The sequence below is a fragment of the Stenotrophomonas sp. C-A genome (genome assembly GCF_054030835.1).
In genome coordinates, this window is sequence record NZ_CM132916.1 from 4,628,154 (window position 1) to 4,646,270 (window position 18,117).

The 18,117-nt window shown below is 67.2% G+C and carries 17 protein-coding genes; 6 read left to right on the forward strand and 11 right to left on the reverse strand.

Features of this window, described 5'->3' with window-relative positions; all coding sequences use genetic code 11:
• Positions 1 to 9 precede the first annotated feature (9 nt).
• The 4 genes from ACW5IY_RS21470 to ACW5IY_RS21485 all read left to right on the forward strand — a co-directional run bounded on the left by ACW5IY_RS21470 (position 10) and on the right by ACW5IY_RS21485 (position 5,447).
• Complete coding sequence (locus ACW5IY_RS21470; RefSeq protein WP_049436004.1) at positions 10 to 1,152, forward strand: hypothetical protein; 1,143 nt, start codon at positions 10 to 12, stop codon at positions 1,150 to 1,152.
• 37 nt (positions 1,153 to 1,189) lie between these two features.
• Complete coding sequence (locus ACW5IY_RS21475; protein WP_152906227.1) at positions 1,190 to 2,893, forward strand: hypothetical protein; 1,704 nt, start codon at positions 1,190 to 1,192, stop codon at positions 2,891 to 2,893.
• A 40-nt stretch (positions 2,894 to 2,933) separates the two neighbouring features.
• Positions 2,934 to 3,830, forward strand: a complete 897-nt coding sequence (gene hemF / locus ACW5IY_RS21480) for an oxygen-dependent coproporphyrinogen oxidase (RefSeq protein WP_049436005.1) — start codon at positions 2,934 to 2,936, stop codon at positions 3,828 to 3,830.
• A gap of 96 nt (positions 3,831 to 3,926) precedes the next feature.
• Entirely contained in the window at positions 3,927 to 5,447 is a 1,521-nt protein-coding gene (locus ACW5IY_RS21485) for a hypothetical protein (protein WP_049436006.1), read from the forward strand.
• Between the two features lie 78 nt (positions 5,448 to 5,525).
• Here ACW5IY_RS21485 and ACW5IY_RS21490 read toward each other — a convergent pair whose 3' ends face one another.
• Both ACW5IY_RS21490 and polA read right to left on the reverse strand, forming a co-directional pair.
• The gene (locus tag ACW5IY_RS21490; protein WP_032129193.1) at positions 5,526 to 6,005 is read right to left on the reverse strand and encodes a DUF421 domain-containing protein; all 480 of its coding nucleotides are present in this window, start codon (positions 6,003 to 6,005) and stop codon (positions 5,526 to 5,528) included.
• A 328-nt stretch (positions 6,006 to 6,333) separates the two neighbouring features.
• Complete coding sequence (gene polA, locus ACW5IY_RS21495) at positions 6,334 to 9,108, reverse strand: DNA polymerase I (protein ID WP_049436008.1); 2,775 nt, start codon at positions 9,106 to 9,108, stop codon at positions 6,334 to 6,336.
• A gap of 98 nt (positions 9,109 to 9,206) precedes the next feature.
• On the opposite strand from polA, the gene ACW5IY_RS21500 reads away from it, so the two are divergent.
• The gene (locus ACW5IY_RS21500) at positions 9,207 to 9,491 is read left to right on the forward strand and encodes a DUF2782 domain-containing protein (protein WP_005411628.1); all 285 of its coding nucleotides are present in this window, start codon (positions 9,207 to 9,209) and stop codon (positions 9,489 to 9,491) included.
• Between the two features lie 130 nt (positions 9,492 to 9,621).
• On the opposite strand, the gene ACW5IY_RS21505 is transcribed toward ACW5IY_RS21500, so the two are convergent.
• Positions 9,622 to 10,068, reverse strand: coding sequence for a universal stress protein (locus ACW5IY_RS21505; protein ID WP_005411629.1), 447 nt, complete (start codon positions 10,066 to 10,068; stop codon positions 9,622 to 9,624).
• Positions 10,069 to 10,253: 185 nt separating this feature from the next.
• Between ACW5IY_RS21505 and ACW5IY_RS21510 the strand changes: the two genes are divergently transcribed.
• Positions 10,254 to 10,400 carry a hypothetical protein gene (locus tag ACW5IY_RS21510; RefSeq protein ID WP_162838409.1) on the forward strand — a complete coding sequence of 49 codons (147 nt, stop codon included), beginning with the start codon at positions 10,254 to 10,256 and terminating at the stop codon, positions 10,398 to 10,400.
• Between the two features lie 81 nt (positions 10,401 to 10,481).
• Here ACW5IY_RS21510 and ACW5IY_RS21515 read toward each other — a convergent pair whose 3' ends face one another.
• The 8 genes from ACW5IY_RS21515 to dnaQ all read right to left on the reverse strand — a co-directional run bounded on the left by ACW5IY_RS21515 (position 10,482) and on the right by dnaQ (position 18,093).
• Positions 10,482 to 11,036 (reverse strand): hypothetical protein, encoded by a 555-nt coding sequence (locus ACW5IY_RS21515; RefSeq protein WP_043399601.1) that lies wholly within the window; start codon positions 11,034 to 11,036, stop codon positions 10,482 to 10,484.
• 177 nt (positions 11,037 to 11,213) lie between these two features.
• A complete protein-coding gene (locus ACW5IY_RS21520) occupies positions 11,214 to 11,540 on the reverse strand; it encodes a low molecular weight protein tyrosine phosphatase family protein (RefSeq protein WP_049436009.1) in 327 nt (108 codons plus the stop codon).
• 104 nt (positions 11,541 to 11,644) lie between these two features.
• Positions 11,645 to 13,837: a DNA helicase II gene (gene uvrD, locus ACW5IY_RS21525; RefSeq protein ID WP_049436010.1), complete on the reverse strand. Its 2,193-nt coding sequence runs from the start codon at positions 13,835 to 13,837 to the stop codon at positions 11,645 to 11,647.
• Between the two features lie 9 nt (positions 13,838 to 13,846).
• The gene (locus ACW5IY_RS21530) at positions 13,847 to 15,268 is read right to left on the reverse strand and encodes an FAD/NAD(P)-binding protein (RefSeq protein WP_049436011.1); all 1,422 of its coding nucleotides are present in this window, start codon (positions 15,266 to 15,268) and stop codon (positions 13,847 to 13,849) included.
• A 45-nt stretch (positions 15,269 to 15,313) separates the two neighbouring features.
• Positions 15,314 to 16,732 carry a cardiolipin synthase gene (gene cls, locus ACW5IY_RS21535; RefSeq protein ID WP_049436012.1) on the reverse strand — a complete coding sequence of 473 codons (1,419 nt, stop codon included), beginning with the start codon at positions 16,730 to 16,732 and terminating at the stop codon, positions 15,314 to 15,316.
• A gap of 192 nt (positions 16,733 to 16,924) precedes the next feature.
• Positions 16,925 to 17,092 (reverse strand): 50S ribosomal protein L33, encoded by a 168-nt coding sequence (gene rpmG / locus ACW5IY_RS21540; protein ID WP_170272460.1) that lies wholly within the window; start codon positions 17,090 to 17,092, stop codon positions 16,925 to 16,927.
• Positions 17,093 to 17,102: 10 nt separating this feature from the next.
• A complete protein-coding gene (gene rpmB / locus ACW5IY_RS21545; RefSeq protein WP_005411638.1) occupies positions 17,103 to 17,339 on the reverse strand; it encodes a 50S ribosomal protein L28 in 237 nt (78 codons plus the stop codon).
• A 244-nt stretch (positions 17,340 to 17,583) separates the two neighbouring features.
• A complete protein-coding gene (gene dnaQ / locus ACW5IY_RS21550; protein WP_049436013.1) occupies positions 17,584 to 18,093 on the reverse strand; it encodes a DNA polymerase III subunit epsilon in 510 nt (169 codons plus the stop codon).
• Positions 18,094 to 18,117: the final 24 nt, after the last annotated feature.

Below are 18,117 nucleotides of genomic sequence, written 5' to 3' on the forward strand. Positions count from 1 at the left end.
GACCGTCGCATGCGCTTGCAGGCTCTTCTCCCCGCACTGCTGCTGTTCGCCGCGCTGCCAGCCGGCGCCGACGCGTTGCAGTGTGGCGAATACCGCAGCACCGATGGCGGCATGGCGCTGGTGTTCACTACCCCCAGCGCCGGCTACCGCCACAACGACATCAGCGAACCGGAGCCGCTGTGGGTTGATCGCAGTGCGGCGCAGACGCGCCTGGTCATGCTCGACGATGGCGTGGCGGAGCCGATCCGGATCAGTGCCGATGGCCAGCGCATCGAGGACGACGGGGTGGTGACCTACACCCTGCGCCAGTCCCGAGCCTGCACCGTCGAGCCCAGCGCGATGGACGGCAGCTGTCGCGCCGCCGGCAGCCACTGCATTGCGCAGCTGCCCACGGCCTCTCCCGGCCAGGCCCAGCGCGCGTGCGGCGAAGGCGTTGGCGCGGGCTGCTCGGCGCTGTTGCGACAACTGCGCGATGGCAACGCCGCAGCCGCTGGTGACACCGGCGCCGCCCTCTTCGAACGACCGTCCGCCTGCCGCGAACACACGCCCGGGCATAACCCGCAGGCCTGCGAGGCGCTGACCGGTGATGCGCTGGCCGCCGCGATGCACCGGGTGGGTGAACGCCTGCAACAGGAAGACGAAGACACACTGGATTCACCGCTTCCGGCCGCTGCACGCGACCGTCTGCAGCAACTGTGTCTGCAGCACCGCAGTGGTCGCTTCTGCGTCGAAGTGGCCGAACAGCAGTTGATCGCACTGGAACCTGCATTGGCGGTGCAGGCCCTGCAGGTGGTCTGCGATGCAGGCCGCGTCAGCGCCTGCGAACGTATCGCACCGCTGCGCGATCTCGGCGCGGATCTGCGCCTGGTGCCGGCCCTGCAGGTGCCCTGCGGCCGCTATCAGGCCGACGGTGGCAGCCTGGACACACTCACGTTCGACGATGCCGGGCAGGCCAGGGTCGATACGCAGTACGTGCGCGCGCTGCTGCTGGACGGCACCCTTCACATACGCCACGACAATGGCGCCGATTACGTGCTGGGCCTGCTGGCCAATGGTGATCTGCTGGGGCTGGACGCGTTTACGGGGTACCAGCGTTACCGACGCCCGCCGGGCGCCCCGCAGTTTTGTCGCGAACGACCTGCCCGGCGCTGAAGCCGCGACGGCAGGTCCTGCGTTCCGGCGGGATTGATTGCAGATCGAGTCAGGCTGGCTATCGTGGCCCGCGTCTTTCTGCCCTGGCCTCGAAATGTCTGCATTCACCCCGCGCACCCTGCTTCCGCGCTGCATCGTGTTGCTGTCCATGCTGTTCTGCGCCCAACAGGCCGCCGCATCCGGCCTGCCACGCTGCGGCGTTTTCGAGGCCGAAGGCGGCGGCAACCAGCTGCGCGTGGATGGGCCTGACCGCGGGGTCGAGAAGGGCAGCTACATCTCCGATCGGCCCTTCGTTGTCCAGCGCAGCGAAGGCAGCCTCAATCTGGTTGATCTCACCTTCGGCCTCGTCTCTGAACTGGAGGTCCAGCGCGATGGTCGCGCCCTGCATAGGGACGGCAAACGCTACCGCCTGATCCAGCCGGCCGCGTGCCTGCCCCCGGTCGAACATACGCCCGGCAGCTGCCTGGCCGACGCCCGGCAGTGCCTCTACAACCACCATGAGCTGAGCCTTCCGGCACTGGAATCGGGCTGCGCCGAAGGCGCTCCGCAACTCTGCCAGCGCCTGCCCGATCGCTATCGCAAGGCCGACCAGGCCCCCGGCAGCGATACGCCGACCGAAGCACAGATCGCGGTGATACAGGCCACCATGGAAAAGGCGATGGCCGAGATGGATTTCCCCCCCCAGTGCCGCGACGATGACCCTGCTGCCGACGCCGAGGCCTGCATGGTCATTCTGGAAGAGCGGCCCGAGCTCGTCGAGGCTGTCGACACCGCCATTCGCACGGCCTCGATGGCGGCCAGCATGGTTGAAGTGTTCTCGCCTGCAGTCAAGCCCGCACTGTCTGACGCGCGGCTGCAGCGCCTGCAGGGGCTGTGCACGCAGGTCCGCGAAAGTGGCTTCTGCATGGAGGTCGCCATGCTGCAGTGGGACGCCGGCAATCTGAGGGAAGGTCGGACGGCCTTGCAGGCGGCCTGCGACGGCGGCGACGAGCGATCGTGCCGTCAGGCGTCCGCGTTGCTGCAGCTGGGCGAAGCGCTGGTGCAGCACCCCACCGCCGCCGTGCCCTGCGGCCACTATGCGGCCTCCGGCGGGCTGATGGACGAACTGACTTTCGGCGAAGGTGGCATGGTGGAGGTTGGCTTCGGCTCGCGAGTACGCGCGCGCGTACAGGACGGTCAGATCCGCATGCGCCACGAGCGTGGGGCTGACTATGTACTGCAGCCGTTGGCCAACGGCGACTTGCTGGGGCTGGACGATTCGACGCGTTTCCAGCGGTTCCAGCGGCAGCCGGACAATGCACAGTGCAGCGCGCCACTGGTGTTCGACGAAACTCCGTTCCCGCAGGATTGCCCGCGCGCGCCCATCGACGGTGAAGCCGAAGCCTGCTGCGCCGCCGGCAGGATGCAGGGCTGCCACGTGCTGGGCAGTCGCGCCGCGCTGAACGGGAAGTGGGTGGAGGCCAGCCAGCATTACCAGAAGGTCTGCCAGGCCGGTATCCGCGAGGGCTGTGAGAACCTGGTCAGCGTGATGGAGAACAGCAGCAGGGTAGACGTCCGCCCCATGCTTGAGGCCATCTGCGAGGCCGATGGCAGTGGCCGCCATGTAGCCTGCGACGTGCTGGCGACGCGTAACTGGGGGTTGCTGGAGTTCGGCCAGGCTCTGGACCGCGCGGTCCAGGAACAGTCCGCGCACGAGGATCGGACCAGACCGGCCCCACGCACCCCCAACCACAAGCAGTAAGGGAGCTTGCCTGGCCGGGCCCTGCGGTAAAGTACGCGCCATGAACGAATTCGAGCGCGTGCGCGCCTACCTCACCGATCTGCAGGACCGCATCTGTGCGGCGATCGAGGCCGCCGACGGCCAGGCCCGCTTCCAGGAAGACCTGTGGCAGCGGGCCGAGGGCGGTGGCGGGCGTACCCGCGTGCTGCGTGACGGTGCGGTGTTCGAGCAGGCCGGCATCGGCTTCTCCGACGTAGCCGGCAGCCGCCTGCCGCCGTCGGCCTCGGCCAACCGCCCGGAACTGGCCGGCGCCTCCTGGCGCGCCACCGGCGTGTCGCTGGTGTTCCACCCGCTCAACCCCTACGTGCCGACCACCCATGCCAACGTGCGCTTCTTCCAGGCGCAGCGCGACGGTGAAGTGGTGGCCAGCTGGTTCGGTGGCGGCTTCGACCTGACGCCGTTCTATCCGTTCGACGAAGACGTGCAGCACTGGCACCGGGTCGCACGCGACCTGTGTGCGCCGTTCGGCGAGGAACGCTATGCCGCGCACAAGCGCTGGTGCGACGAGTATTTCTTCCTGCGCCACCGCAATGAAACGCGCGGTGTCGGCGGCCTGTTCTTCGACGACCTGCACGGCGACTTCGAGCGCGATTTCGATTACCTGCGGGCGGTCGGCGATGGCTTCCTTCAGGCCTACCTGCCGATCGTGCAGCAGCGCAAGGACGCCGCCCATGGCGAGCGCGAGCGCGAGTTCCAGCTGTACCGTCGCGGCCGCTATGTGGAATTCAACCTGGTCTATGACCGCGGCACGCTGTTCGGTCTGCAGAGCGGTGGCCGCAGCGAAAGCATCCTGATGAGCCTGCCGCCGCGGGTGCGCTGGGAATACGGCTTCACCCCGGAAGCGGGCAGCGCCGAAGCGCGCCTGGCCGACTACCTGGTGCCGCGCGACTGGCTCTGATCTTCCGGCGCCACGCCTGACGCGTGGCGCCTTCCCCGCCTGTGGTGCGCCCCGCACCGGACAGGCCCTGCCCCACTTCTTTCAAGGATGACCCCCATGCCTGCTGCTGTTTCCCTCCGCCCCCGTGCCGCGGGTTGGCGCTCCCTGCTGTTGCTTGCATTGGCCTCGGCCAGCCTGCCGGCCGCCGCGCAGTCGATGGCCTGCGGCACCTACAAGGACAGCAGCGGCAACACCACGCTGACCCTTGAGAGCGAAGGCCACGGCTTCCTGTCCGGCCCCTACCAGGCCACCGAGGAGCTGCGCATCGCCCGCCAGGAGGACGTGCTGGGTACCGGCAACCTGTCCACGGGCCAGCTGGAAAATTGGTACTTCTCGGACAACGACCGCACGATCAGCACGCCCTATCGCGAGTTCACCCGTGAGCACGCCGCCGCCTGCAGGACGATGCCGGAGCCCGTCGAAGACGGTTGCGTGATGAACACCTCCGAGTGCCTGGAGGCGCTGCCGGAGGCCGCACCCGTGAAACTGCACGCCTGGTGTGCCGAGGGCGTGGGCGCAGCCTGCATGCGGTTGCTGGAGACCTACCAGCAGCAGGCCAAGGACGCAGCCCCGGCGCCTGCACGAGCCGAGCCGCCGAAGCCGGAGATCTGCATGGAGGATTCCGCATCCTTCAACGCCGAGGGCTGCAGGGCGATCGCCGAGGTGATCGGGCTGGAGATGATCGGCAAGTCCCTGCTCGGGCTGCAGCATGCGGTCGAACCTGCGTTGCCGTCTGCGCAGCTCGATGAGCTGGCCGCACTGTGCCGGCAGCAGCACGGCGAGACCTTCTGCGCCGACGTTGCCGAGGTGCTGTGGAGCGGTGGGCGCCTTTCGCAGGCCCACGAAGCACTGCAGCTGTCGTGCGCGCAGCGCGCGGACGGCGTGGCCTGCGGCCGCGCCAAGGCACTTGCCAGCCTGGCCGCCGCACCGGCCGCTGCACTGGCCCCGGTGCCGGCCACCGCACTGCCCTGTGGCAGCTTTGAAGCCGAATACGGCGTGCTCTCGCAGCTGCGCTTCCTCGATGGTGGCCTGGTTGAGGCCGAGGGTCGCGACCAGCGCCTGCGCGCGCGCCTGCAGGACGGCCGCATTTTCATCCGTCGCGATGTCGGCAGCGACTTCGTACTGCAGCCGCTGAAGAACGGAAACCTGGCCAGCGTCGACGGCGGCAACCGCTTCGCCTATTACGAGCGCAAGCCCGCCACAGGCAATACCACCTGCACGCCGCCGGTGGCCTTCGTGGAGATCCCGCTGCCGCTGGATTGCCCGACCCTGGCACGCAAGGACGGCGCCAAGGCCTGCTGTACCGATGGCAAGCTGCTGGGCTGCAAGGTTGCCGGCGAAGCGCTGTTCGAGTCCGAAAAATGGGCCGCGTCGCTGCCCTACTTCGAGACGCTGTGCGCCGCGGGCGTGCGCGAAGGGTGCCTGGCATTGGCAGCGGTGTATTCGCACACCGCAGACCCGAAGATCCCGCAAGCCATGGCTGCGATCTGCGCGAAGGATGGCAAAGGCACGCACGTGGCCTGTGATGTGGACGCCACCCGCAACTGGCCGGCACTGAAGGCCGAAGCCGCGCCCTGAGGCTCATGCACCTGTAGAGCCGAGCCCATGCTCGGCTCCGGACGCAAGGCAGCCGAGCATGGGCTCGGCTCTACAAGGTCAGGTGCTCTTCCTCGGAATGATGGTGATGTGCCCGTTGATCTCCAGCAGGGCCAGCTCGACATCCTCCACGCCCAGGCAGCCCTGCTGGCGCATGGCGGCCTCGAAATCGGCACGTGTGACCTGCTCGCGGCGCAGAACGGCGTCGAACAGGCGCCCATCACGCGCGATCACCACGGGTTCTCCTTCAACCAAGCGCTCGATCCGCCGGCTGCGGGTACTCACCCAGCCTACCCCATAGTTGAGCAGGATCAGGGTCGCCGCCAGCAGCAGGCCGCCGCCCAGCGAGGTGTCGGTGCCCAGCAGTGCGTTCTGCACCGCATTGCCCAGCAGCACCACCAGCAGCACGTCGAACGGGGTGATCTGCCCCAGCGGGCGTTTGCCGCTGAGCCGGACCATGCCCAGCACCACCACGTAGACCACCACCGCGCGCAGGATGAACTCCCACCACGGCATTGCCAGTGCGAACAGGTCGGGCATTGTCTTCCCCTGCGGAGCGGTGGCCCAGCGTGGCGCAGGCCATGGCGTCTGGCAACGGCACAAATAAAAAGCCCCGCTGACCAGGGGGAGGTCAACGGGGCCGGGGAACGGGCACTTGGGGAGGAGTCCCCGTTCCGAGATCTGCTCCAGGGGATGGGAGAGATCCACAACAGGCGTTGCGCCTGTCGAGAGTTATAGAAGCACTCCGAACACTAACGGTTCGTGAAGGGGCCCAATTTAATGAACCTCGATCAGGGCAACATTCATGATCGAGTCAGAAACCTCTGACGAATGAACGAATTCACGTCGTTTTCGGCCTGAAACACCCTCAGTGCGCTTCGTCCCAGTTGTTGCCGATGCCGGTATCGACCACCAGCGGCACCCGCAGTTTGGCCGCTTGCGACATGCGCTCGACCACCTGCAAACGCAACTCCTCGACGAAACTGCTTTCGGTTTCGAACACCAGTTCATCGTGTACCTGCAGGATCATCCGCGCCGGTGCACCGCTGTCACGCAGCCACTGGTCCACGTCCACCATCGCGCGCTTGATGATGTCGGCGGCGGTGCCCTGCATCGGCGCGTTGATCGCAGCACGCTCGGCACCGGCGCGCAGCCCCTGGTTACGTGCATGAATGTCGTTCAGGTACAGGCGGCGGCCGAACAGGGTCTCTACATAGCCCTGGTCGCGGGCCTGCTGGCGCATCCGCTCCATGAAGTCGCGCACGCCCGGGTAGCGGCTGAAGTACAGCGCCACGTAGTCCTGCGCCTGGCCGCGGTCGATGCCCAGGTTGCGGGCCAGGCCGAAGGCGCTCATGCCGTACATCAGGCCGAAGTTGATCGCCTTGGCAGCGCGGCGCTCATTCGGGGTCACCTCTTCCAGCGCACGCCCGAACACCTCGGCGGCGGTGGCACGGTGCACGTCGGCGCCCTGCTCGAAGGCACGCACCAGGCCCGGGTCCTCGGACAGGTGGGCCATGATCCGCAGCTCGATCTGCGAGTAGTCGGCGGCCAGCAGCTGGAAGCCCTCCGGGGCGATGAACGCGCGGCGGATGCGGCGGCCATCTTCGGTGCGGATCGGGATGTTCTGCAGGTTGGGGTCCGACGAGGACAGGCGGCCGGTGGCGGCACCGGACTGGTGGTAGCTGGTGTGCACGCGGCCGGTGTCCGGGTTGACCATCTCCGGCAGCTTGTCGGTGTAGGTGCTGCGCAGCTTGGCCAGCCCGCGGTACTCCAGGATCACGCGCGGCAGCTCGTGCTGGTCGGCAATCGCCTCCAGTGCCTCTTCATTGGTGCTGGGCTGGCCCTTCGGGGTCTTCACCACCGCCGGCAGCTTCAGCTCGTCGAACAGCACCGCCTGCAGCTGCTTGGGCGAATCCAGGTTGAAGCTGCGCCCGGCCAGTTCGGTGGCCTTCTGCTGCGCCGCCAGCATGCGCGAGGACAGGTCCTGGCTCTGCCGGCGCAGTTCGTCGGTGTCGACCCGCACGCCGTTGGCTTCGATGCTGGTCAGCACCGGCACCAGCGGCATCTCGATGTCGCGGTACACGCTGCCCAGTGCCGGTTCGACCAGCAGCTGCGGTTGCAGCGCGCGGTGCAGGCGCAGGGTGATGTCGGCGTCCTCGGCCGCATAGCGGCTGGCTTCGTCGATGCCCACCTGCGAGAACGGAATCTGCTTGGCGCCCTTGCCAGCCACGTCCTCGAACTTGATGGTGTTGTAGCCCAGATAGCGCAGGGCCAGCGAATCCATGTCGTGGCGGGTGGCGGTGGAGTTGAGCACGAAGCTCTCGAGCATGGTGTCGTCGTGGTAGCCCTGCACCTGCACGCCGTGACGGCGCAGCACGTGCAGGTCGTACTTGCCGTGCTGGCCCAGCTTCTTCTTCGCCGGGTCCTGCAGCACCGGGCGCAGCGCATCCAGCACCTGCTGCATCGGCAGCTGGGCCGGCGCCCCCGGGTAATCGTGGCCGACCGGAATGTAGGCGGCCTTGCCCGGCTCGACCGCCAGGCTGATACCCACCAGGCGCGCACGCATCGCGTCCAGCGCATCGGTTTCGGTATCGAAACTGATCAGGTCAGCCTGCTGCAGGCGCTCGACCCAGGCCTGCAGCTGCTCGGCGGTCAGCACGGTCTCGTATTCACCTGGCGCGGCCAGCGCCGGATCCAGCGTGCCGGCAGCGGGCGCCTCGGCACTGCCACGCGCGAAACCGGCAGCGGTGCCGCGCAGGCTTGGAGTGGCCTCGCTGGCGGCAGTTGGCGCCGGCAGCGGCGCACCCAGCTCCTTCAGCGCCTGGGTGAAGCCGTAGCGCGCATACAGCTCGGTCAGCTCCGGCACGTCCTGCTCGCGCAGGGCCAGCGTGGTCGGGCTGGCGTCCAGCTCCACGTCGGTGCGGATGGTCACCAGCTCGCGGTTCAGCGGCAGCCGCTCCAGCGCGGCGCGCAGGTTCTCGCCGATCTTGCCCTTCATGGTCGGCGCGGCCGCCATCACCCCATCCAGGTGCTGATACTCGGCCAGCCACTTGGCGGCGGTCTTCGGCCCGCACTTCTCTACGCCCGGCACGTTGTCGACGGTGTCACCCATCAGCGCCAGCAGGTCGATGATCTGGTCGGCGCGCACGCCGAACTTCTCCATCACCGCCGCGTCCGAATCCATGCGGCTGCCGGTCATGGTGTTGACCAGCTCGATGCCCGGGCGCACCAGCTGGGCGAAGTCCTTGTCGCCGGTGGAGATGGTCACCTTCAGGTCCTGCGCTACGCCCTGCAGGGCCAGCGTGCCGATCACATCGTCGGCTTCCACGCCGGGGATGCGCAGGATGCTGATGCCCAGCGCCTCGACGATGCGGCACATCGGCTCGACCTGGCTGCGCAGCTCATCGGGCATCGGCGGGCGGTTGGCCTTGTACTGGTCGTACAGGTCATCGCGGAAGGTCTTGCCGGGCGCATCGACCACGAACGCCACGTAGGCTGGGCGCTCCTTCAGTGTCGAACGCAGCATGTTGACCACGCCGAACAGCGCACCGGTGGGTTCGCCCTGTGCATTGGACAGGGGCGGCAGCGCGTGGAACGCGCGGTACAGGTAACTGGACCCGTCGATCAGGACTAATCTGCTCATGGGTCGATTCTACGCGCCCGTGCCTGCATCGCGGCGACACGGCAGGCGCCCGGCGATGGGGCATAATCAAGGCTCTTTCCAGGCAAAGGCCCCCGCCGATGAAGACCCTGATGCTGGCTTCCCTGCTCCTGCTCGCTGGCTGCGCCAGCATGGGTGGCGCAGGCGCTCCCCCGGTGGACGTCAAGGGCGCGGACGTGTCCAAGCGCACCATGGACAACGGCGATGTCATCGAGGAATACCGCGTGTCCGGCCAGCTGCGCATGGTCAAGGTGACTCCGTCGCGCGGTGCTCCGTTCTACATGTACGACAAGAACGGCGACGGCCGTTTCGACAACGACAAGGATGGCGTGTCGCCGGTGTACTGGAAGCTGTACAGCTGGTGAGGTGCCCGGGGTCGGATCCCTGCGATCCAGTGGATCCACGCCATGCGTGGATTCACATCCCCCCCACAAAAAACAACGCCGGCGCGCATCCTGCGGCCGGCGTCGGGTCCCCTCCCCGGGAACGCTTGAATCAGCGGATGACCAGCACCGGCAACGTGCTGCGTGCCAGCACCTCAGCGGTCTGGCTGCCCAGCAGCACGCGGGTCACGCCACGGCGGCCATGCGAGGTCATCACGATCAAATCACTGTTGCGCTCGCCCGCCGTCTCGATGATGCCGTCGGCCGCGTAGCGGTCCAGCACATGCACCGGATTGGCGGTAATGCCCTGCTCGGCGGCCTTGGCCAGCGCCGGCTGCAGCACCTTCTGCGCGCCTTCCTCGCGGTCGGCCTTGTACTCCGGGCTGTTCATGTAGCCCACGCTCCAGCCCATGGCGTCGTACATGCCGACGGCCCACGGCTCGGACACAGTCACGATATCGACCTCGGCATTGAGGTCCTTGGCCAGCTCCAGGCCCTTGGCCAGGCCCTTGTCGGCCAGCTCGGACCCGTCGGTGGCAATCAGGATGCGCTTGTACATGGTGGGGCTCCGTGGCGATCTGCCAGATGGGAACGACACCATTACACACCGGATGTGCAGGCTGCGCCTTGAGCAGGATCAATCCGGCGCCACGCAGCGGCGTGTGCGCACCGTCCGCTTGCACACCCCCTGACCGCGGCGCATGCTGGACCAGCGGCACCGCGCTGCCCCCAAGGAGAACGCACATGCAGGACAACAAGCCCCCGGTCTGGAGCTCACAGAAGTCCATCATGGTCGTGCTGATCGTCGCGTTGGCGGTGCTTTTCGGTGGCTACCAGATCGGCAAGGACATGGCGCTGCGAGACAACGCCCTTCAGGCAGCGGGCAAGTAACCTGCTTCTGTAGAGCCGAGCCCATGCTCGGCTGCGGATGAAGGAGCCGAGCACGGGCTCGGCTCTACATCAGGCCCGCCCTCAGGCGATCTGCACCACGCGTGCGTTCTGGCACAGCGGATAGCTGGCCACGAATTCGGCAATCGCATCACGCATCGCCTCGAACGATTCGCCATACATGTACAGCGCGGTTTCGGTCGGGCCCTGCCACCAGCTGCAGATCTCGCCCAGGCCGTCGATGTTCTCCGACAGTTGTTCGAATACGTGGTTGGAATCGCACTGTTCGTAGACTTCGTCCGGCAGATTCAGGCCATCCAGGTAGATGCCGAGGCCCTCGGTCACGCCGAAGCTGCGATCAGCCTCGCCAGCCCCCTGCAGCTGCGAACCCTTCGGCGCGCCCAGCTGTTCCAGCAGATCGATCAGCTTCGGCACGCCGGCCGCGTCCACCAGGGCAACTTCAATATCGCCGTACTCGACCTCACCCAGGTCCGACATCGCGGTGCCGCCGCCAGTCAGCTCGCCCACCTGGGCCGCCTGCAGCAGCGCGTCGAGCGGATCCTCGAACAGTTCGTGGCGATGCTCCGGCTGCAGCCGGGCGTTCAACTTCACAGTGACGTGCAGCGTGGGTTCGGTCATGGGGCGTTCCTGGAAGAAGTGCCGCTTATTGTAGAGCCGAAGGTAGCGGCAGGAGCCGCTGCCAACGTCGCTTGCGACGGCCCGAAGGGTGCCGGTCAGGACGACCGGCATCGCCATGCTCAGCTGCTTCTGGTGGGAAAGAGCAGCCGAGCATGGGCTCGGCTCTACAACAGCCCGTCAGCGCAGGAACGGCGTCACCTTGCGTTTCAGCAACTCCCCCAGCACCGGGTCCATGTAGTCGTAGTCATCCGGGATATCCAGGCAGATCACCCGCTTGCCGTTCAACCAGGCCTTGTAGCGGCTGGACAGCCGGTTGCGGTGGGCGCGTTCCATCACGAACACCAGGTCGGCCCACTGCAGCAGCTCGGGGCTGAGCACTTCCTCGGCGTCGGCCAGCAGCCCGGCCGAGGCGGTCTCGATGCCCGGCCAATCGGCAAATACCTGCTCGGCCGTCGGGCTGCGCAGGCGGTTCTGGCTGCAGAGGAAGAGCACGTTGCGGGTCATGCGTACTCACCTTGGTAGCACCGAGCGATGCTCGGCTGGTTTTCTTCGCCAAAAGCAGCCGAGCATGGCCGGGCTCTACAGGAGTTCCCGCCCCTCGATGGTGATCAGATCACCGTCAGATTCGCATACGCCATCACCAGCCACTTGCTGCCGGCGTCGGCGAACTCGACCTGGACGCGGGCGTGCGCGCCGCTGCCCTCGTAGTCAGTCACCATGCCTTCGCCGAACTTGGGGTGGGTGACCAGCGCACCGAGCTTGACCGGCGGTGCCTCGATCGAGGCATGGCCCATCACCCGGCTGGCGCCCATCGAGGCCGGCCGCGAGACCTGCACCTTCGGGCGCACTTCGTGCAGCAGCTCGCGCGGAATCTCGCGCAGGAAGCGCGACGGCAGGCTGTAGTTGTCCTGGCCGTGGATACGGCGCGATTCGGCATAGCTCAGCACCAGCTTCTGGCGCGCGCGGGTGATGCCGACGTAGGCCAGGCGGCGCTCTTCTTCCAGCCGCCCGCTTTCCTCCAGCGAACGTGCGCTGGGGAACAGGCCTTCCTCCAGGCCGGCCAGGAACACCAGCGGGAATTCCAGGCCCTTGGCCGAGTGCAGGGTCATCAGCTGCACGCCGTCCTCGCCCGCCTGCGCCTGGCCCTCGCCGGCCTCCAGCGCGGCATAGGCCAGGAACGCGATCAGCTCGTCCATGTCCTCGCCCACTTCCTCGATGTCGTCGGCGCGGCGCACGAAGCGCGAGGCCACCGAGACCAGTTCGTCGAGGTTGTCGGTGCGCGATTCCGAGTCCAGCGCGTTGCGGCTTTCCTTGCTCCAGTGCTCGCGCAACTGCGAGCGGGCCAGCACGTGGTCGACGCGCTCGGCCAGGGTCATGTGCAGGGTCTGCGCCTGCAGCTCGTTGACCAGCACCAGGAAGCCGGCCAGCGCATTGCGCGCACGTGCGGCCAGCGCGCTGCCCTGGGTGACCAGCATGGTCGCTTCCCACAGCGAAATACCCTGAGCGCGCGCCTCGCGGCGCACTTCGTCCAGCGTGCGGTCGCCGATGCCACGGGTGGGCGTATTGACCGCGCGCTCGAAGGCGGCGTCATCGTTGCGGTTGGACAGCAGGCGCAGGTAGGCCAGCGCGTCCTTGATTTCGGCACGCTCGAAGAAGCGCATGCCGCCGTACACGCGGTACGGCACCTGTTCGCTAAGCAGCGCTTCTTCCAGCGCGCGCGACTGCGCGTTGCTGCGGTAGAGCACGGCCACTTCAGTGTAGCTGCCACCGTCGCGCACCCACTGGCGCGCACGCTCGACGATGTAGCGCGCCTCGTCCATTTCGTTGTAAGCGGCGTACAGGTCGATCGGCTCACCGTCACCACTGTCGGTCCACAGCTGCTTGCCGATGCGGTCGGGGTTGTGCGCGATCACCGCGTTGGCGGCGCCGAGGATGTTGGCGGTGGAGCGGTAGTTCTGCTCCAGGCGGATGGTCTGCGCGCCGGGGAAATCGCGCAGGAAGCCCTGCACGTTCTCGACCTTGGCACCGCGCCAACCGTAGATGGCCTGGTCATCGTCGCCGACCACGAACACGTGGCCGGAATCGCCGGCCAGCACGCGCACGAAAGCGTACTGGATGGCATTGGTGTCCTGGAACTCGTCCACCAGGATCTCGCGGAAACGGGCGCGGTAATGCGACAGCAGCGCGGGGTTGTCGCGCAGCAGTTCGTGCGCACGCAGCAGCAGCTCGGCGAAGTCGACCAGGCCGGCGCGGTCGCAGCGCGCCTGGTATTCGATGTAGGCCTGGCGCATGGTTTCCAGCCACGCATCGTGCGGCTCGGGCTGGATGTGCTGCGGGCGACGGCCCTCGTCCTTCTGTGCGTTGATCCACCACGCAATCTGCTTGGCCGGGTACTTGCCGTCGTCCAGTTCCAGCGCCTGCACCACGCGCTTGACCAGCCGCAGCTGGTCGTCCGAGTCCATCACCTGGAAGCCTTCGGGCAGCTTGGCGTCCTGCCAGTGCAGGCGCAGCAGGCGGTTGGCCAGGCCGTGGAAGGTACCGATCCACATGCCGCGGCTGCCATGGGGCAGCTGGGCGTCGATGCGGTGGCGCATCTCGCCGGCCGCCTTGTTGGTGAAGGTCACCGCGAAAATGCCGTGGGTCGGCACGCCATCGACTTCATGCAGCCAGGCGATGCGGTGGGTGAGTACGCGGGTCTTGCCGGAACCGGCACCGGCCAGCACCAGGTGGTGGCCGGGGGGAGCGGAGACGGCTTCGCGCTGGGCCGGGTTCAGGCCATCAAGCAGGTGGGAGACATCCATGCCCCCATTTTACGGCATCGCCGTCGCGGCTCCTGCGATCACTTCGGTGGCGAGCGCCTGCGCCTGCTGACGCAGTTCAGGCACCGCCAGGCTTTCCCACAGGCTGCCGATGCGCAGGCTGCCGAGCACGCCCAGCCGCGCCTGCGGCTGGCCACCGGCGGCGCGCAGGCGGCCGCCCGGCACCGTGCTGTCCAGGCCCAGCCCATGCGGGCCGGGGCGGGCCAGCCCATCGGCCTGCAGCTGCTGCAGCAACGGATTGCGCAGCGCACTGGCGCGGGTTTCGACGCCGGTGGCGTTGATCACACCGCTGATCGTCCACTGCTGTTCATTGCCGGAGGCATCGCGGCCCGACAACTGCAGCGCATCGCCGTCGCGCCAGACGCGCTGCAGGCGGGACCGGTGGATACGCAGTTGGCCGCTGTCCTGCAGGGCCTGCAGCTGCGCGTCCACCTCTTCGGCGATGCGGTGGCGATGCACGTCCCAGTAGCGCACCACATGGCGCAGGAAACGACGCTGGTCGGCCTCATCGAGGCTGCACCACAGCGCCTGCCCGTGCGGACGGATACGGTCCATCACGCTCTGCCATGGCAAGCCGTCGGCCTGCGCCTGACGCGCGAACCCACGTAGCGCGCGCAGGCGCTGGCGCAGGTTCATCGGCAGCAGCATCGCCGGATCGAAGCTGGGCAGGCCGCCGTGCGCGTGTGGCAGCGGCAGCAGGCCATGACGCGAGATCACATGCAGCGGCCCGGTGTGACCGGCGGCGACCAGCGCCAGCACGGTGTCGGCCATGCTCAAGCCGGAGCCGACAATGGCCACGGCCTGTTCGCCGGCCAAGGTACGCACACCGTCGTAGTCCCAGGCCTCGATCACGTCGTCGGCGGGCAGTGCCTCGGCACCGGCCACCGGCAGCGGCCGCATGCTGTTGCCGGTGGCGAGCACCGCCTGCGCGGCGTGCAGCGTGCCGCCATCGCCGAGTGCCAGCTGGTAGCCGTGGTCATCCGGTTGCAGGCCCAGCACCGGTTGCGCGATCACCTGCAGCTGCGCCGGGCTGGCGGCCACGGTGTCCTGCAGGCGCTGCTGCAGGTAGGCGGCAAAGAAGTGGCGGCACACGTAGCGCTCGCCCAGCACCTCGCGCGCCTCGCCCGGGTAGGCGTTGGCGGCCATCAGGTAATCGAGGAAATCGCCGGGCTGGTCGGCAAACGCGCTCATCTTGGCCGCCGGCACGTTCAGCAGATGCTCCGGCCACGGCGTGGCATAGGCGATGCCCTGGGCCAGCTGCGAGGCGGGTTCGAAGATGGCCAGCGCCAGCGGCGCGTGGGCCTGGCGCAGTACCTGGATCGCCACCAGCACCCCCGCCGCACCACCACCGATGATCGCCAGGTCCAGTTCGCCATTACGCGGTGAATCAGTCATGCACCGATTGTAGGCCATCGGCGATGACAGGCCGGATTGCCGAAATGGGCGGCCGGCATTGCCTTACATCAACGCATCGGCCAAGCGTGCGATGCCCTCGCGGCTGCGCCGCCAGGCAGGACGCTTGCGCCATTGCTGCAGATCCAGCTGCCGCGATTCACGCAGGTAGCCATCCTCGATCCCGCACAACTGCTTCACCAGCGCATGGTCGTAGCAGATCAGGCCGATTTCGGCATTCAGCGCAAACGAGCGGATATCCATGTTGATCGAGCCGAGCACGGCGATGTCCTCGTCCACGCTCATGTGCTTGGCGTGCAGGAACTGCGGTTCGTACAGGGCAATGCGCACGCCACAGCGCAGCAGCTCGTCGTAGTAGGCCTCCTGCGCCCACGAGGTCAGCCGCTGGTTGTTGCTGGCAGAGAGGATCAGCTGCACCTGCACGCCGGACAATGCGGCGATACGCAGTGCGCTCAATGTGGCCTCGTCGGGCACGAAGTACGGGGTCACCATCACCAGCCGGCGCCGCGCCAGATGAATCAGCGCCGCAACCGCATCGCGCGCGTTGCTGTACGGGTAGGCCGGGCCGCTGGGCAGCAGCTGGGTGGCGATGTCGTCGCCGCATTCGGGAACATCGGTGATCACATCCAGGCGCTGGCCGGTTTCCATGTACCAGTCGCTGGCGAACACCGCTTCCAGATGCGCCACCGCCGGGCCGCGCACGCGCGCCACCAGCTCGCGGTTCGGGTGGCCGGGCACGAACTGCGGGCCGGCCAGGTTCTGCGAACCGACATAGGCCACTTCGTTGTCGATCACCGCGATCTTGCGGTGGTTGCGCAGGTCCATGCGGCCGCTGCGGCGCCAGCGCAGGCCACCGGGCAGCATCGCACGCACTTCGATATCGCGTGCTTCCAGACGCTTGCGGTAGGCGCGCAGGCCGCGCTTGGCACCCACCGCGTCGAGGAGCACACGGCACTGCACGCCCCGTGCAGCCGCACGCTGCAGTGCCTCGACGATAGCCTCGCCCACCGCGTCGTCGAACATCAGGTAGTACAGCAGGTGCACGCGGTCTTCGGCCTGGTCGATGTCCGCGATCAGCGTGTGCAGCGATTCGTCGTAGTCGGTCAGCAGGTCGACCGCGTTGCCGTGTACCGGCATGAAGTCGCCCTGGCGCTGCACCAGCGGCACGATCTCGGCGCAGGCGGTGTCCGGCTGCGGGGTCCAGCGCAGACGATGCTGCAGCGCCTGTTCTTCGCGGATGACCTGCGAGGCCTCGGCCTGGCGGCGGATGCGCTCGCGTGACAGCCATGGGTGGCCGAACAGCAGGTACAGCGGCAGGCCCAGCAGCGGCACGAAGCCGACCAGCAGCAGCCAGCTGCGCGCCGCACCCGGCGTGGTGCGGGTGGGAATCCAGCACAGCGCGACCAGCCGGATGAGCCAGTCGATCAGCAGCAGGTAGGAACCCAGCAACCACTCGAACAGCATCGCGTCGCCCGTCGGGAGGTGATGGGCCATTCTGCCCAGCAGGGTGTGTAGAGTCGAGCCGCGCTCGACTGCGTTGAACCAGCGTGTCGACCAAGGTCGACACCCACAGGCACCCACCGGCCCCACCGTCGGGCATGAAAAAACCCGCCACGAGGGCGGGTTTCTTCGGAAGCGACCAGCAATCCTTGCGGATTACTTGATCTTGCCTTCCTTGTACGGGACGTGCTTGCGCACGACCGGATCGTACTTGGAGAATTCCATCTTCCCCGGGGTGTTCTTCTTGTTCTTGTCGGTCGTGTAGAAGTGACCGGTACCAGCGGTCGAAATCATACGGACCTTATCGCGCTTGCCTGCCATGATCGTCTACTCCTCAGACCTTTTCGCCGCGCGCACGCAGCTCAGCCAGAACGGAATCGATACCGTTCTTGTCGATGGTGCGCAGTGCATGCGCGGAAACACGAAGCTTCACCCAGCGGTTTTCGCTGGCAACCCAGAAGCGGCGTTCGTGCAGATTCGGCAGGAAACGACGACGGGTCTTGTTGTTGGCGTGCGAGACGTTGTTACCCGTCTGCACTCGCTTGCCGGAAACCTGGCATACGCGGGACATTGCGCACCTCGATAGTAAGTTGTGTCAGCCCGTAGCCCGGGAGACGGCGGCCTCGATGGTTGCCCACCACACGTCAAGAGAATCAAAGGGTTACGCTGGCGTTGGGCGGCCGGGGACATGCTCCCGGGGGCGCCGCCCGGTAGAAAACCGGACACAGCGAGCCGCGCATTATGCACGGGTTCAAGCACTTGCGCAAGTTACCCACAGGCCGGGGCTGAACACGACGGCCCCCTGTAGCGCCAGCTCAACGCAGGTGCGGAATCACCTGGGCCAGCAGATGGGCATCCTTCAACGCGCCATGCAGACCACGGTTGCCCGGGATGCGCAGGCGCTGCAGCACATCGTCCAGCTTGTTGCCCTGGCCGGGCCAGCGCCCCCGCGCCAGCTTCAGGCTGCAGGTGATGCGGCAATGCTGGGCCAGCGTGCCGGGGATGCCAGCCAGGCGCAGCTCGTTGTCCAGGAAGCCCACGTCGAAGGTGGCGTTGTGCGCGACCATCTCGCTGCCGCGCAGGAAGTCGAGCAGTTCGGCGGCCTTGCTGGAGAACAGCGGCTTGCCCACCAGCATCGCATCGCTGATGCCATGCACGCGCTGCGCGCCCCAATCGACCCTGCGCTGCGGCTGCAGGTAGGTGTGGAACTGGCGGCCGGTGAGCTGGCCATCGATCAGTTCGACGGCACCGATTTCGATCACCCGGTGCCCCAGGCGGTGGGAGATGCCGGTGGTCTCGGTATCCAGTGCGACGATGCGACTCATGCGTGAGGCTGTTTTCTTTTGCGT

Bases quoted from the DNA above. Each gene is read 5' to 3' on its own strand.
- ACW5IY_RS21500 (WP_005411628.1), top strand. From the start codon at position 9,207: ATGAAGACCCTGATGCTGGCTTCCCTGCTCCTGCTCGCTGGCTGCGCC.
- cls (WP_049436012.1), bottom strand. From the start codon at position 16,732: ATGCTGTTCGAGTGGTTGCTGGGTTCCTACCTGCTGCTGATCGACTGG.
- ACW5IY_RS21520 (WP_049436009.1), bottom strand. From the start codon at position 11,540: ATGACCCGCAACGTGCTCTTCCTCTGCAGCCAGAACCGCCTGCGCAGC.
- hemF (WP_049436005.1), top strand. From the start codon at position 2,934: ATGAACGAATTCGAGCGCGTGCGCGCCTACCTCACCGATCTGCAGGAC.
- ACW5IY_RS21485 (WP_049436006.1), top strand. From the start codon at position 3,927: ATGCCTGCTGCTGTTTCCCTCCGCCCCCGTGCCGCGGGTTGGCGCTCC.
- dnaQ (WP_049436013.1), bottom strand. From the start codon at position 18,093: ATGAGTCGCATCGTCGCACTGGATACCGAGACCACCGGCATCTCCCAC.
- ACW5IY_RS21505 (WP_005411629.1), bottom strand. From the start codon at position 10,068: ATGTACAAGCGCATCCTGATTGCCACCGACGGGTCCGAGCTGGCCGAC.
- ACW5IY_RS21470 (WP_049436004.1), top strand. From the start codon at position 10: ATGCGCTTGCAGGCTCTTCTCCCCGCACTGCTGCTGTTCGCCGCGCTG.
- uvrD (WP_049436010.1), bottom strand. From the start codon at position 13,837: ATGGATGTCTCCCACCTGCTTGATGGCCTGAACCCGGCCCAGCGCGAA.
- ACW5IY_RS21510 (WP_162838409.1), top strand. From the start codon at position 10,254: ATGCAGGACAACAAGCCCCCGGTCTGGAGCTCACAGAAGTCCATCATG.
- rpmB (WP_005411638.1), bottom strand. From the start codon at position 17,339: ATGTCCCGCGTATGCCAGGTTTCCGGCAAGCGAGTGCAGACGGGTAAC.
- polA (WP_049436008.1), bottom strand. From the start codon at position 9,108: ATGAGCAGATTAGTCCTGATCGACGGGTCCAGTTACCTGTACCGCGCG.
- ACW5IY_RS21490 (WP_032129193.1), bottom strand. From the start codon at position 6,005: ATGCCCGACCTGTTCGCACTGGCAATGCCGTGGTGGGAGTTCATCCTG.
- ACW5IY_RS21515 (WP_043399601.1), bottom strand. From the start codon at position 11,036: ATGACCGAACCCACGCTGCACGTCACTGTGAAGTTGAACGCCCGGCTG.
- ACW5IY_RS21530 (WP_049436011.1), bottom strand. From the start codon at position 15,268: ATGGCCTACAATCGGTGCATGACTGATTCACCGCGTAATGGCGAACTG.